Here is a 15,919-nt window from a genome sequence, read left to right as displayed (position 1 = left end):
GATACAGTTTTATTTGAAGATTGCTGTAGGTCTCGTTCAAGCTGTTCATATCTTATTATGCCAATTTTATGATCATATTTTACAACTGCAAAATACGACATTTTATAAAAATTCCTACCCTATATTGTCATATTCCTTTAATTGAGAGGTTGTTATGGAGCGATTGAGTGAGTTGTGATTTAGTGATTAGAAAATTCTTTCGTCTTTGCCTGAGATGCAAGGCGTTACTTCTTTGAGGAAAATTAATCACTAAATCACACCCTCGCCACTCAATCAATAAATAAACAATTCATCCACTATCAACCATGCCTTGGCACCAGCACCGTATTCGCCTGCTGGGATAGTGCCTTTATTGACCCCAATTACCTTGATAAATCGGGCGGTTTTGTTTGGTACTTTTAGAGATACTGTATTGATGGCATTTTCTGGAAAATCTTTAAAACTACCTACTTTTTCATAAGCTTTACCATCCTCCGAAATCCAAAACGAAAGTTCTGTAGGTTCCCACATTCGTTGCCAGTGATATTTGAGAACACTGATGCCTATTTCTTGAACACTTTGACTTTTGCCTAAATCAACCACTACCTCTAAATCCTCACCCCGAAAGCCTATCCATTGTCCAGTATTATATCGATGTGTACCGATAATACCATTACTTAAAGCATAAGCATCTGTTGGGAGATAGGGCGTTTGAGGTGCATTTTTGAAAGTAATACTTTTGCCCGTCGCCAAATTAACATTCACCCATTGTTCCCAAACTTGTCCATACGCACCATTTTTATCAAATAATTGAGCTTTGATAAGGGTAGGTTTAAAGATAGAAAGTCCGTTCTTCCAAACGTTGGATTGAGTATTGGGCTGACTGCCATCTTCCGTAAAGCGGATAGTGGCATTTGGTAAAGAACTTGTCAGATAGATAGACTCCGAACCGTTGGTATTGGTTTGAAGGCGAGCCTGAATTTCTTCATATCGGTCAAAATAATGTACTTTTCGATGTTTTAAAACCTTTTCTTGAAGTCTTAATCTTTGGAGAAAATCGTCATAATCTTTCTGCGTTTTGGGCGACCAAGCTGTTTCGGCAATCGCCAAAGCTCTTGGAAAAAGCATATATTCGGCTTGTGCTTCAGATACCAAATATTCTGACCAAGCATTTCCTTGAATACCTTTGATATAAGTTTGTTCTATTGGATTCAATATGGCTGGAATAGGCTCATAACGATACACTTTTTCAAGAGGAGTAAAACCCGCAGTTGCAATTGGTTCTGAAGCTTGCAAAGATTGATAGTAGTCTAAATAATAGTGACTTTCGGGGCACATAACGACATCGTGATGCTGTTGGGCTGCTGCAATACCGCCAGCTTCGCCTTGCCAACTCATTACTGTAGCTTTTGGACTTAAGCCTCCTTCTAAAATTTCGTCCCAGCCAATCAGGTTTTTACCTTTTGAGTTCAGATATTTCTCCATTTTTTGGATAAAATAACTCTGTAATTCATGCTCATCTTTCAGATGATTTTCTTGCATGCGTTTTTGACATTTTGGACAACTTTTCCAACCTACTTTTGGACATTCATCACCACCAATATGTATGTATTTGCTTGGAAATAGTGGCAAGATTTCATCTAAAACATTTTGTAAAAAAGTAAACGTACTATCATTCCCTGCACAAAAAACATCATCGAAAACTCCCCAAAAAGTGGCAGTTTGATAGGATCCACCTGTACATCCTAATTGCGGATACGCTGCCAATGCTGCACGAGCATGACCTGGCATTTCGATTTCGGGAATGACTGTAATATGGCGTTTTTGGGCAAAAGCGACGATTTCTTTTACCTCTTCTTGAGTATAAAAACCTCCATAAGGTTTACCATCGAAGCGATGAGGCGAGTCTTTTTTATGCCCAATAATGGTTTCGTTTCTATAGGCTGCTACGCTTTGTAATTTAGGATATCGCTTGATTTCTATGCGCCAACCTTGATCTTCGGTAAGGTGCCAATGAAAGGTGTTGAATTTGTAAAGCGCTAATAAATCGAGGTATTTTTTGAGAAATGTAACCGAGAAAATACGTCGCCCAACGTCTAGGTGCATACCTCTATAACCAAATCTTGGATAGTCTTTGATTTGGACAAAAGGAAGATTGCCTTGTTGATGAATGAGTTGTAAAAGAGTTTGCGTACCATAAAAAACACCCGCAGCATCATGGCCTATTAGTTTGATTCCTGTTGCGCTGATAGCAAGAGAATAACCTTCTTTTTGTACTACACGATTGCTGTCTATTGCTAGGGAAATGCCCTTTATTGCATTAGGAGTGCTATTTTTTATACTTACAGAACTCGGGCGGATTTGTTGTATTCCTAATCGAAGTAACTGTGCAGTTTCTTGCAAAGCAGAGTTTTGCAAAGAGATAGTAACATTTTTTTCTAACCTAAAATAACCCTTCGAAATTTGCATTTCAACGGGTTTGGGAATGATAGAAATAGTATTTTGGGCAGAAGTTTTTCCCAAAAATAAAAAAGCGAAGAAAAGCGAAAAAAGAGTTTTGGAGCACATAAAACAATGTGTCAATATTGTTGATTGATGAGGTTATTGTATGAAAAAAAAGTGCAAGGGTCGTTACCCTTGCACTTGCTATTTCCAAGCATTTCTTAAAAATCTTAACCAGTTACCGTGCATGACTTTCTCAATATCTTCTTGCGAGTAGCCTCTTTTACGAAGCATATCGGGGATTTTTTGAAGATCGGCGATGGTTTCTAAATCATAAGGGCTTTGTTCTTTTCCAAACGCCCCATCCAAGTCAGAGCCAATACCGATATGGTTGGCATTACCAGCAATTTGACAAATATGGTCGAGGTGGTCGAGCATTACTTCCAGATTGCAGTTCATGTTTTCTGGCGTAGATACGCCTCTCACCCAGTTGGGTACCATCATCCAAGCATCCAAAGCTCCACCTATTACAGCACCACGATTGATGAGCTCCTTGATTTGTTCGTCACTAAATTGGCGATTATGATTTACCAAGCTACGACAAAGGTTGTGGCTCGCCCAAATGTTTCCATGAAAATGGTCTAAGGCTTCCCAGAAACTATCATCACACAAATGCGTAGCATCAAGGATGATATTGAGTCGTTCCATTTCTTTGAGCAAATCACGTCCGTGCGGACCCAACCCTCCCGTGGCATCTGTGCCTTGCGCATAGCGACCAGGACCATAATGGGCAGGACCAATAGCTCTTAAACCATATTCATGCGCTTTGGCGACATGGTCAACTGTTACGATAGAATCGGCACCCTCTAGACTTAGGATATAACCAATAGCTTTCTGTTCGTTTGGAATAGTGGTATCTGACCAAAGAGCAAGATGTTTTTCTAGGCTAGCCAAATCATTGATTTGTACCATTTCGCCACAAGCCTCCATAGCTTGATACCAAGCCACTTGCCCTTGAGTCTGTGCCCATGCCTGCTCGGGCGACGCCCAGCCTGGGAGTGGGTTGTCAGGAGCAACATATCGTGCGATTTGCGTAGCAACAACCAAACCTACATTGCCTTTACGTAATTCAGGAAATGCGACAGTACCTTTGGCACGGTCGGGTTTATCGGAAAGACCTATTTCTCTTTCACGAATTTCAAATACCGTATTTCTTAAATCTCGATTCCATTCCATAGCATTCATGCTAAGGTCGAGATGGGCATCTATAGTGAACATGGGATTTCTTAAAAAGGCTTTATGTCGTAAGCTTTAGGCATTAAGCAAAATACAATTTCAAATTTGCCTAATGCTTACGGCTTAGAGCTTATGGCTGTATTTATACATTTATCTTTCTGTCTCTTGCAATAACTTTCCAGTACCTATCAGTAATAGATTGGTTTTCTGCAAGATAGGCTCTTTCGTAAAGGGCTACTGTTGGACATACATGGATTGGTACACCATATAAAACTTTACCAATCGGAAAGTCCTGTATATCTGATACTTCCAACACTAAATGCTCTTCGCTTTGTCCGATAAACTGAGCATCTGACGCATTGAGAAAGTGGACTCTTCGGTTCAAGTCGTTTTCGGCAGCGACAGATTTGTGTCCTAAATCAATACAAATTCTATTGGTACTCGGATGAGAAATTACTCGACTCAAAACCAAAGCAGCAGGCTCAAAAGCTTGTTCTGGAAAAGCATCCTTATAGCCTTTATCCCAAAGAGGAAAAGTGCCTGGGCTACATTCTACCTGTGGATTTTGAGCATGAATCGGAAAAGTCGGAGAGCCTCCCGCTACTACTTGAAGGGTTATTCCTTTTTCTGAAAATCCTGAAGCTAATGCAAATACAGGTACAAAAGCTTGGTGACAATTTTCTGTTCTCAATGCTAAATCTTTATCACGAATATGACCATCATAGGCATGGAGTCCTTTTACAGCAATACCTTTTAAGTCAAGTAGTGCATTAATAAGTTCTTCGGCTTTTTGAGGTAAGATTCCTGTTCTGTTCATGCCAACGTTTAGGTCGATATAAACATTTATCGTGATCTCGTGCTGTATCGCTGCCGTGGCGATGGCTTGTGCAACCGACAAGTCATCGACCAAGCAGGAAAATTGGGTAGTAGTATAAGTTTGAATTAGGGTGATAAAGCGTTGCAACTTCGTAGCCACTGGTTGATACGCCAGCAATACATCAGGTGCTTGGCATATTGCGAGCATTTCGGCTTCGGCAATGGTAGCACATTTGAATTTCGTAATGCCTTTTGCCAACATCAGTTCGGTTACTTCCTGACATTTATGCGTTTTGACATGCGGACGAAGTCGACTTACCTCTGGTAGCATTGTTACCAAGGTATCGATATTTTGAGCGATACGCGAAGGATACCACACCAAAGCGGGGGTATCCAAGGTATCTAAATTTTGTAAGTTGTACCAAGCAGTTTTATCCATTGTGGATTTTTGATTTTTGATTTCGGATACATTGCTCTGTAAGATTAAAGGAAGCACAACCCAATTTTTTGAATCATATTTTACAAAAAATTAAGGTAGCCTTTTATATTTCCGAAATCAGAAATCCCCAATCAGCAATTGTTTGAAATCTTTCGAACACTACACTTCGCTCATTCAATTCACCATTTATTCGCTTACTAACTCGAACAATGCCTCGATTTCAACTGGAATATTGTCTGGTAATGAACCAAAACCTACCGCACTACGAACGCCAATACCGTTTTCTTCGCCCCAAACTTGCGCAAACAACTCACTACAACCATTGATAATGTATGGATGTCTTTCGAAAGTATCTACACAATTGACCATACCCAACACTTTGATTACTCGCTTCACACGGTCGAGACTTCCTAAATGTGTTTGGATGGTTGATAAAATGGTCAAACCCACTTGACGAGCAGCCAATTTGCCTTCTTCCATATCTAACTCACGACCGATACGTCCAATAATGAGGCTTTTGTCATCCTGTACAGGACCATGACCCGAAACATATAAGTATTTGCCGTCGATAAGATATGGTTTGTACACGCCCAATGGTAGTGGGGCAGGAGGTAATGAAAGTCCTAATTTTGCAAATGCCTCTGAAGGGGTTAATTGTTCTACCAACTGTTCCATAAAATAGTTTTTATTGAAAATGTAATATTAATTAAAAATAAAATTCAAAAATTGAGTGTAAATAAATAAGGTTTTTGAGAAAAAACAAGGTTGTAAAGCGTTTAAACAGTTGGGTATTTAGGAAAACACTTTACTATTTCTAGAATACCCAACATCAAGCCTCTATTTAGCTCCATCCAAAGTTGATTGTGTTACTTTGGTATGTGTTAATTTTCTAAACTTCGCATTTTCGATTTTGAGCACTACTGCATTTGGCCATTGGTTGTTTGTATAAAAACGTTGTCCATTTACAGCACTTACTACTAATCCGATTGAAGTTGGAGCAACATAAGTGCTTGCATCGAAGCCATCTTTGTATTCTACCAACTCGCTTTTGTATCCTAGAATCGAAACTTTGGTTTGAGCGTTGCCTTCAAGGTGCGTTAATACCAAGTTTTTGCGAGTACCGTATTTCCAATCTTGCCAATTAGCTCTTCTTACAATGGCATAGATATACTTTTCGTCATTCGATTGTGTGTACCAAACATTATCCTCACGTACAATAGGCAAAGGTTTTACGGCGTAAATAGCCTCTGAGTTAGCAAAATTCCAAAGGGCTACTTCTTGTAGCAAAGCCTCTTGTTCAATCTGGATTTCGCCATCTTGTTTTGGTCCTATGTTCAACAAAAAGTTACCTCCTTTAGCACGCATTTCAACCAACATATTGATAATTTCTGTACCAGATTTATGTGGGTCGTTTGTGGGTTTGTATTGCCAGTCAGTACCCATGGTGTAATTAGCTTCCCAAGGGCGAGGAAGTGGTTCGTCAGGCGTATTTTGCTCTGGCGTAGTCATCAAATCACGTGTAATGACCAATTCTGGATTGATTGTCCAAGCGTATTCTCTCAAACCATCACCTGGACCATCGATAAATAGAATGTCGATTTTTCCGTATTTGGTCAATAATTCTTTCAATTGTTCTTTGTCATAGGCCATCAAACTAGGGTTTTTAGCAGGAAAATGCTGAGGCAATTGCAAGCGACCAATAGGAATATTGTTTTTATGGAAAAAGTAAAAATCCTCAGGGGAGAAATACAAGCCAATAGCGATACCCTCTTTGCGAAAAGCCTCGATGAGTTCTTTGGTAATGTCTCTCTTCAGAGGGGTATTCATTACATTGAAAGGCGTAGTTTTGGTATCGAACATACAAAAACCAGAGTGGTGTTTGGCGGTGAATACCACATATTTCATTCCTGCTAATTTGGCCATTTTAGCCCAATCTTCAGGTTTGAATTTGTAGGGGTTAAAGTATTTAGGAAGCTCATTGATGTATTTTTCGACATATTCGGTGGATGCCCCAGCTAAAGAGTGGCTAATCACTGCGCCGAGTGTAACGTCCACATTCCAGTGGATAAACATGCCAAAGCCAAGGTCTTGAAACCAATTGACTCTATCAGGTTGGTTGGTAACTTGTTGTTTTTGAGCATTTCCGATTGGTGAAAAACTCAACACGAGTAAAAAAATAACTAATAACTTTTTCATAATATGTGCTTTAAAAAACATTCATTTCGGATATCGGATGTTGGATTTCGGAATAATCGCCTAAACTCCCAGCTCAAGACTTAGTCTTGGACTTATTATTTAACAGTTTTATAAAAAGGAATTGATGATGAGTACACCTATCAGACCTACAACTGCGACAAGGGTTTCCATCATTGACCAAGAGCGAATGGTATCTTTTATACTAAGGTTAAAATATTCTTTGAACATCCAAAAACCAGGGTCATTTACATGCGAAAACATTAAACTACCTACACCAATGGATAATACCATTAAGTTAGGGTCTACCTGTAGCGTCTCTATCATGGGTGCCATAATTCCAGCGGTAGTTAAGCCCGCTACCGTGGCTGAGCCTAGGCATACACGAATAAAAGCGGAAATCAACCAGCCAAGAATCAAAGGGTGGATACTGACATTTTTTAGTAGAGAAGCCATGGTATCGCTTACTCCACTTTCCATAAAAACTTGTTTGAGAGCACCTGCTCCAGCAATGATTAAGAGCACCATTGCTACATCTTTTACCGCTTCAGAATAAGTATTCATCGTTTTGGAAAGCGCCTGACTTGTCAGCCCTCCCAAAGTAGCGGTTGCTACCAAAACTGCCAATAGCATGACCATGGCAGGGTCACCAATCAGTTTACAAACTGGTATCAAGGGCGAATCATTTGGCAAAATACTTGTGAGAATAGTGGTTCCTGCCATCATAAAAACAGGAAATAAGGCTGTAAAAAAGCTTAGAAAGGTGCTAGGTAAAATTTGATTGGGTTCGGAAGTAGTCGCAAAACTCAAGTTGGGACTTGAGGAAATATTTTTTAGGGTTAGAGAGTAAAGCGGGCCAGCAATAATAATTGTTGGAATCGCAATAATGATTCCGTACAGTAAAGTTTGCCCCATGTCTGCATGAAACTGCGCTACCAAAGCAGCAGGCGAGGGGTGAGGAGGTAAGAAACCATGTGCCACCGACAAAGATGCCAGCATGGGTAAGCCAATATACACAGCTGGTAATTTGTATTGATATACCACCGAAAAAATCAAAGGAATCATCAACACAAAACCTACATTATAAAATAGGGGTATTCCGATAATAAAACCTGTACAAACTAAGCCCCATTGGATGTATTTTTCGCCAAAAAGTCCCATCATGACTGAGGCAATACGTTGTGCAGCGCCACTTTGAGCCACCAATTTGCCCAACATAGCCCCTAAGGCAATTACCCCAACTAATGAGCCCAACATGTCGCCTATTCCTTTTTGGATAGACTTGCTGATGAGTTCGAGTGGCATTCCCATGCTGATACCTGCCACTAAGGAGGTAATCAAAAAAGCCAAAAATGGATTGAACTTCGCAACAGTAATCAGTAGCACCAATAGTCCAATACAAGCAATTACAAGCAATAAAATCATAGGAATTTTGAGTGCAGAGTTAAAAGTGATGAGATTACTTTAATTTTCTAATTGTTTTATTCTGTAGTCAAAAAATCACCTTTACACATTATTCACACGCTAAAGTTTACGTCTTATTTTGGGGTATTAGAAAGGATAAACAAGGTTTTTTGAATTAAAGAGTGAGGTTTTTTGAAACTCCTCACTCTTCATTTTACAGTCCGACTTGGTTAGTTTTTATCCCACCATATACGTGTTGTAAGCGTATTAGCACCTTGACGAGAGATTGCTTCTTTGAGGTTTGGTCCGTTGAGGTTTTCTTCAACAATTGGATAAATCAAACGTCTTGGAATCGTACCATTGGTCAAGTTACCTGTAATGTTCACTGGCGTTAATTTAGGATAACCAGTTCTTCTCCAGTTAGAATATACCTCTACTTCGTCTGGGAATAAAGATACCCACATTTGTGAGTGAATTTGTTCCATCTGCGCATCGAAACTTGCAGGGAAAGCATGAGTCGACAAATAAGCATTAATTTTTGCAGTAGAAATAGCTGCTGCGTCACCGTAGATAGCCATATTGCGCATCGAAGCAGATATACCACCTTGATAGTAACTTGCTGCGTCGCCAGATGCCCAACCTCTAATAATAGCTTCAGCCATCAAGAAATTCATTTCGGCATTACTAATTACGACCATTGGCGCATCCAATTTCAACACGGTGTTGATATTTGGCTCAGAATACGTAATAAAATCGGCAGGTTTTTGTAACAAACCGTTTTGCATACCTTTTTGTATGGTAGCAGTAGTATCTTGCTTTTTATCTACCCAAACAACCGCAATTGAACTCAAACGAGGGTCTTTATTAGTTTTCAAGAAAGAAATAAATGTATTTGAAAACTTACCACCTTCGGTATTGTTGTTACCATCTGCCACAGCATAGTTGTTGCCACGCAAAGCCAATGAAACAGGGTTTTTGTTGATGTCCTGACCGTTAGCAATGTACTGCACTTTTGCCAAATCCTTATCATCCAATATGATGCCTCCAGCAATGGCTTTTTGTGCCCAAGTTTTTGCCGTTGCTGCGTCCACTTTGGTCATACGCATCGACAAGCGAAGCATTAATGAATAAGCAAACTTTTTCCATTTTGCCACATCTCCGCCATATACAATGTCAGCACTTGCGTATGATGATTTGGTTGCATCCAAACTTGTTGCTGCTTGCTCCAATTCTTTCAACATATCCAAGTAGACACTTTGTTGAGAGTCATATTTTGGTGTGAATTTAGAAGCAGTGTAACCTTGTGCAGCATCAGAATAAGGGATGTCTCCGTACAAATCCGTAATGCGGTGGAAAGTATAAGCACGCCAAATACGAGCTATCGCATAAAGGTTTACTTGTGCAGGATCATTTTTAACAGCATTGATAACTGTCTGAACTTCGTTTACGCCTAACGGATAAGCGTTGTTGAAGAAGTCATACGGGTATGTACCTTGTGAGAAAAAATATTTATCTCCAATACCTGGTACGTCCTTATAGGTCGAAAAATGTTGAATCGAACCTCCCGCTGCAAACTCATACGTACTAGCACAGCTATTGTTGAGTGCATCGTATTGTGCCTTGCTAAACATATAAGATGGCACAATGATGGGAGAAGTATCGGGGTTGATATTGAGTTCTTCAAAACCGTTGTCGCACGAACTGAAAAGTGCAACACCAGCCATAAAAAGAAGGGTTTTGAATGTATGTCTCTTTTTCATAAGTCTCAGGTAATACGCTATTGAGCGGACTCTTTAGCACAATTTTTTGAATTTATCCTATGTTGAAAATGCTACATGTTGGGGCTTACTGAATAAAGGAAAAGGGATTTCAAAAATGAGTTTTCTTACAGAATATGATATAATTGGGGTTATTGAAAATTTATATTCACAACTCCTCATTCAGCACTCTCTCTGAATTAGTGGGCGAAAAAATTCGCCCCTAAAAACACATCCCGTTTTTCCCTTAGTTCACCACATCCTAGAATTTCACTGTTAAGTTGATACCGTAGCTGCGTGCTCTTGGCAAACCAAATGCCTCGAAACCTTGGGCATTGCTGTTGGTATAACTTGATTCTGGGTCAAAGTTTTCTGTCTTTTTGTATAACACAAATAAGTTACGTGCCACAAAAGAGATAGATGCCGACTGAATCTTCGCAAAGCTTAGGTATTTCGCTGGAATTTTGTAGCCCAAAACGATTTGGCGTAACTTGATAAAGCTTCCATCATACACAAATAGGTCTGAGTAGTTTTTCAAGTTGTCATAGTAAAGACGCAACTGAGATACTGGTACTGTACGAGTGTAAGAATCGCCGTTGGCAGTTACACCATTCAATACCAAGCCATTGTCACGACCTGCTAAAGTACTTTTTTGTAAGCCAAAACGAGTTGCGTACACGTTCATTACCGAGAATACATCGTTGCCGAATTTGCCATCTAACAAGATATCAAAGTTCCAATTTTTGTAGGTAAACGAGTTACTCAAACCTGTTGTCAACGGTGCTACACCTTGTCCAATTTCTTTGATTGGGCCTTTTACTGGATAACCTGTAGAAGTATCATAAACGATATTGCCTTTTGAGTCAGTAACCATCGTATAACCTTTGATGATACCATAAGGACGACCAGCATCTGTATTGACATAAGCCCAAGAACCTACCGAAGTGGCTAATTGAATGGTATTTACACCTTCAGTCAATTGAACTACTTTGTTTTGGTTATAAGCCATGTTGAAGCTTGCATTCCAACTAAAGTTTTTGGTTTTTACCAAAGAACCCGTTAACAATAATTCAATACCTGAGTTGTCTACTTGTCCAACGTTAACGTAGGTATTTTGATAACCACTTGTTCCTGAAATAGCTGTTTTGACAATATCATTAGTCGTACGACGCAAGTAATAAGTCAAATCTACTCCTAAGCGATTATTGAATAATTTGGTATCAAGACCTGCTTCCCAAGTAGTTGAGGTAAATGGCTTTAAACTTGGGTTGTTAAGAAGATACTCGCCATTAGTCATTGTGATTTGTTGCAATGGCTGTCCGCTACTTGTTACCATACTATAGCTTTGATTCAAGGTATATGGGTCTGGTACACCACCACCTACTTGAGCCCAAGAAGCTCTCAATTTAGCATAGTTGACAAAAGACGGCATTTCTGTAGCTTGTGATAATACAAAGCTGGTTCCTACTGCTGGATAAAGAATTGTATTGTTTTTGATACCCAATGTAGAGAACCAATCCTGACGAGCTGAAGCATTTAAAAACAAGACACCTTTGTAATCAAGGTCTAACGAGCCAAATACCGAGTTCGTCGCCAAACGTTGCGTTACTGGACGAGTCGTAGCTGTAGTCAGGTTGGTAAAGCTGTAAAAGTTTGGAATAATGAATTGTGTACCGTTAGTATAAATTTCAGAACGTTCGAAAGAGCGTTGGTTGCCACCTAACATCGCATTCATGTGAACTGGACCTAAATCGGTATTGTAGTTTACAGTCAACATAGAGTTGTTTTCTGTAACTGTCGATTTGATACCTTGATATTCACCTGCTGCGTTTGTAGTATAAACTGTTCCAGTTGGGATAATACCTGTAAAGTCATAGCTATAGAAGTCGCGGCTGATATTACCTTTTACAAAAAGGTTTTTCAAAATATCATACTTCAAGCCAAACTGACCAATAAAGCGGTTTTTGGTATCATCGTTTCTAAATTTATTAACAACAAAGTAAGAATTGGAAGCATAAGGAGTTTCGTTCCATTGAACTTCGCGACCCGTTGCGTCATAGCCTGGATCCATCCAACGAATATCTACTGTGTTGGCAATCATGTAGTTTGCCCAGTTGGGGTTACCTGGCGCATCACCAGCACTCGGACGGTTGTGCGCTTTTTCTAAGTTATATTGTGCCAAAGCCTCCATCGAAATACGTTCGCCTAATTTAGCATTAATGCTTAGGTTGGCTACTTTACGATTGAAGGTAGAATTTGGCAATACACTCTTGTTATTGATGTCTGCTACTGATGCTCTAAAGTTCAAGGCCTCAGTACCACCACTAAATGAAATGGTATTACTCAAAGTCGAACCTGTACGGTAAAAGTTCTTAATATTGTTTTGTTGTGGAGAATAAGGATGTTCTTTTCCATCGAAAGCAATATAAGGCTGTCCGTCCATTTTGGCACCCCACGAACGACGTCCCCAGCTCACGGCTTGCGCTTGTGAAGTTGGTTTTACGCCACCGTCTCCTTGACCGTACATATATTGCCAATCAGTAAAGTCAACGACATCGTCGATAGTAGCAGTAGCATTGTATTCTACACCAATACCTTTACGTACTGTACCTTTTTTCGTAGTAATCAAAATAACACCATTGGCAGCACGTGAACCATACAAGGCTGCAGCTGTACCACCTTTCAAGACTGAGATACTTTCAATATCGTCGGGGTTGATACCACCAATACCATCACCACGGTCAACGTTGTGACCACTACCACCTGTGGTTGGGCTACCGCCTGGTGTACTATTGTCAATTGGCATACCATTGATTACATATAAAGGTTGGTTATCGCCTGATAATGAGCCATTACCACGAATTACCACTCTACTCGAACCACCCGCACCTGTTGCCAAACTTGTTGCGTTTACCCCAGCAATTTTACCAGAAAGAGCATTGGCTAAGTTGGTTTCACGTGCTTGAGTAAATTCGCTACCACTTACTTCTGTTACTGAGTAGGCAAGTGCTTTTTTGTCTTTTTTCACACCCAAAGCAGTTACTACTACTTCTTGGATGTTTTGTACACTTTCTTTTAAAGTAACTGATACAGCAGTTTGATTAGCCGAAAGTTCTACTGTTTGCGGTTCGTATCCTACCATCGATACGACCAACGTAATACTTGTAATGTTATCAGGAATTCCCAATTTGAATTTTCCTGAAGCATCTGTCGAAGTACCAATTTTGGGATTTCCTTTTACAAAAACAGAGGCTCCAATAATTGGGCTGCCATCTTTGGCAGAGGTAATCACACCAGACACTGGAACTGTGCCAAGTACGTTGAAAGTAATATTGCTCTTATGAGCCAGACGGAGCTCTGCAAGCTCGGTTGCATAACCTTGAAAGGTCATACTTCCTAGCACAGATAGCCACAGCAACCTTTGTGAGCGAGGTAATAGTCGAGTTTTCATCATAGCTTGTTTAGTTGGAGATTTGGGTTTTTGCAAAATTTGCAAGTTTTATTGCGCTATTTGTTTACAAACTTAACATAAATTTTAAATAAACCTGCATTTGTTGCAATTAAATTCTGCAAATTTTTCAAATACTGAGTATTTATTCTCAATTATTGCAAATTTTGAATACTTTACCACTTCTAATAAGGATATAGAAACTTGGTCTTTTTGCTATATTTGCAAACCATAACCAACAACCTTCCTTGAATATGTCAGTTAACCTCCTCAAAAAAGAACGAAAAGATTTAATACTGAAGGAAATCAATGTTCATACCCGTGTAACATTCGCTGAGCTAGTGGATGTATTAAATGTTTCGGAAGATACCATTCGGAGAGATTTGAATGAGTTGGCCGAGGAGGGAGAGATTATAAAAATTAGAGGAGGGGCAATGTCAAAAGCCTATCATTATTCTTCTCAAGTAAAAGAAACGTATGCACACAACTCCAAACAAGAGATTGCTAGAAAAGCATTGGGATTGTTGAAAGAAGGCATGTTGGTGCTCGTAGGCGGAGGAACTACCATTAGGGAGTTGGTCAAGCTCATTCCTGATACGCTTCGTATCACATTTATGACCGTGAATCCTTTGACTGCAGTAGAGTTGTTGGATAAACCTAATGTTGACATTATTATGGTGGGTGGTCAATTGTCTCGTTATAGTCAGATGGCAGTAGGAGGTGAGGTACATCAGCGTTTATCCGAAATGCGTGCAGATTTATGTATTATGGGAAGTAACGCCATTGATACACAAGGTGGATTTACAGATTCAGACTGGGAAACGGTATTGGTAAAAAAGGCGATGATTAAGGCCTCTAAAAAAGTGGCAGTGTTATCTATTGCTGAAAAATTAGATTCAGTCATGAAGATGAAAATTGCAGATTTATCAGAAATTAACTACTTGGTGACTGACCTAGACCCTAATGATGCCAAATTAGGACCTTATCAAAATAAAGGAGCAACCCTTTTGTAAGAAAAGAAGTAATATTCTCCAGTTATTCATCGAAAAAGGGAGGTATCTCTAATTTAGTGATTTAGTGAGTGAGCGAATGAGTGATTATAATTTAGAAAAAATCAACTTTAGGGACGCTATGCTTTGCTTCTAAAGATGTCTCCTTCAGAGATATAGTATTAAACATGAGTCATCCTGAATTTTTAGGATTTGGATGATGCTCCAAGTTTATATCAAAAAAGTGGTCGAAAAATATTTTTCGACCACTTTTTTGATATAACTATGCTAGATATGACTTGGCTTGAGACGCAATCATTGCGTCTCTACTGCGAGAATACAAATGTTAAAATAATCACTCATTCGCTCACTCACTAAATCACTAAATTAGGGATGACATTGCATAAAAAACTACACGTTCTCCACCTTGGATTCAATCTTCTCTTTTACTTGTTTCAAGTTCTCCAATAAATGTTCACGCATTTGCACAAACTGCATAATTTCGGTGTGATTCTCCGAATATCTTAAGTTAGGGAAAAATAGTGATGGAAATAAAATAAACTCATGTAGCTGTGATTCAGGTTTTTTTCCTTGCTTTTTTACCGAAAGGGTAATTTTGGGAGCATTAAAATCACGATGTTGACTCGAAGAATCGATATGAATAGATTCGATATGTTCGAAAGGAATTTCTTTGGTAGAGGTTACTGATGTTCCAACGGTGTGAATGTGATATAGCTTCTGGTCTGAAAGTGCTACGTAAACAGCTCTCTTCTTTTTGAAAATACCGTTGATACTATCTTGTAAGTTTTGCAAACCTGACAATTGTGGATATTGTACCGATACTAGGGCATGAATAGGAGCACTAATTGAGTTACTAATGTGTGAAAACGAATCTAATACCTGAAATCTTTTAGCCATGTGAATATGTATGATTTATTAGGGTTGATTGTAAACGAAGTAAGTAATTCCCGAATGTTTGCGATTAGATGAAACCTCTCATTAAGAATGAATATCAAAACAACGGACAATTCAACTGATTTATGATAGTCAAATGAAAAATAAGGTTAAAATTACAACTAATGTGCCAAAATTAGTCTATCTATTCATAGAAAGAATTGCCATAATATTTATTCCAATAAAATCAATAGAGTACAACAATATCTATAATAATTTAACAGTTTTTAAGAACATATAATCAAAACTAATCTGTATCTTT

General features: G+C 39.1%; 10 protein-coding genes. 1 reads left to right on the top strand and 9 read right to left on the bottom strand.

Features of this window, described 5'->3' with window-relative positions; genetic code table 11:
- Positions 1 to 273: 273 nt before the first annotated feature.
- From GVN22_RS12675 to GVN22_RS12640, 8 genes are all read right to left on the bottom strand, one after another.
- Positions 274 to 2,547, bottom strand: coding sequence for a family 20 glycosylhydrolase (locus GVN22_RS12675; protein ID WP_255494269.1), 2,274 nt, complete (start codon positions 2,545 to 2,547; stop codon positions 274 to 276).
- A 78-nt stretch (positions 2,548 to 2,625) separates the two neighbouring features.
- Positions 2,626 to 3,699 carry a dipeptidase gene (locus tag GVN22_RS12670; protein ID WP_166551395.1) on the bottom strand — a complete coding sequence of 358 codons (1,074 nt, stop codon included), beginning with the start codon at positions 3,697 to 3,699 and terminating at the stop codon, positions 2,626 to 2,628.
- A 100-nt stretch (positions 3,700 to 3,799) separates the two neighbouring features.
- Entirely contained in the window at positions 3,800 to 4,969 is a 1,170-nt protein-coding gene (locus tag GVN22_RS12665) for a D-TA family PLP-dependent enzyme (protein ID WP_205690880.1), read from the bottom strand.
- 129 nt (positions 4,970 to 5,098) lie between these two features.
- The gene (locus GVN22_RS12660; RefSeq protein ID WP_166551394.1) at positions 5,099 to 5,587 is read right to left on the bottom strand and encodes a RidA family protein; all 489 of its coding nucleotides are present in this window, start codon (positions 5,585 to 5,587) and stop codon (positions 5,099 to 5,101) included.
- 162 nt (positions 5,588 to 5,749) lie between these two features.
- Positions 5,750 to 7,108, bottom strand: coding sequence for an alpha-L-fucosidase (locus GVN22_RS12655; protein ID WP_166551393.1), 1,359 nt, complete (start codon positions 7,106 to 7,108; stop codon positions 5,750 to 5,752).
- A gap of 108 nt (positions 7,109 to 7,216) precedes the next feature.
- Entirely contained in the window at positions 7,217 to 8,530 is a 1,314-nt protein-coding gene (locus tag GVN22_RS12650; protein ID WP_166551392.1) for a gluconate:H+ symporter, read from the bottom strand.
- A gap of 209 nt (positions 8,531 to 8,739) precedes the next feature.
- A complete protein-coding gene (locus GVN22_RS12645; RefSeq protein WP_166551391.1) occupies positions 8,740 to 10,269 on the bottom strand; it encodes a SusD/RagB family nutrient-binding outer membrane lipoprotein in 1,530 nt (509 codons plus the stop codon).
- Positions 10,270 to 10,528: 259 nt separating this feature from the next.
- Complete coding sequence (locus GVN22_RS12640; RefSeq protein WP_166551390.1) at positions 10,529 to 13,720, bottom strand: SusC/RagA family TonB-linked outer membrane protein; 3,192 nt, start codon at positions 13,718 to 13,720, stop codon at positions 10,529 to 10,531.
- Between the two features lie 248 nt (positions 13,721 to 13,968).
- Between GVN22_RS12640 and GVN22_RS12635 the strand changes: the two genes are divergently transcribed.
- On the top strand, positions 13,969 to 14,727 hold the full coding sequence (locus tag GVN22_RS12635; protein WP_095167504.1) for a DeoR/GlpR family DNA-binding transcription regulator: 759 nt from the start codon (positions 13,969 to 13,971) through the stop codon (positions 14,725 to 14,727).
- 387 nt (positions 14,728 to 15,114) lie between these two features.
- Here GVN22_RS12635 and GVN22_RS12630 read toward each other — a convergent pair whose 3' ends face one another.
- Positions 15,115 to 15,621: a hypothetical protein gene (locus tag GVN22_RS12630; RefSeq protein WP_166551389.1), complete on the bottom strand. Its 507-nt coding sequence runs from the start codon at positions 15,619 to 15,621 to the stop codon at positions 15,115 to 15,117.
- Positions 15,622 to 15,919: the final 298 nt, after the last annotated feature.

The organism is Cellulophaga sp. BC115SP (assembly GCF_009905545.1).
In the GTDB taxonomy this organism is placed as follows: Bacteria; Bacteroidota; Bacteroidia; order Cytophagales; family Spirosomataceae; genus Flectobacillus; species Flectobacillus rivi.
Note: the sequence above shows the minus strand (reverse complement) of the source record. Positions and strands in the feature narration are given on the sequence as shown.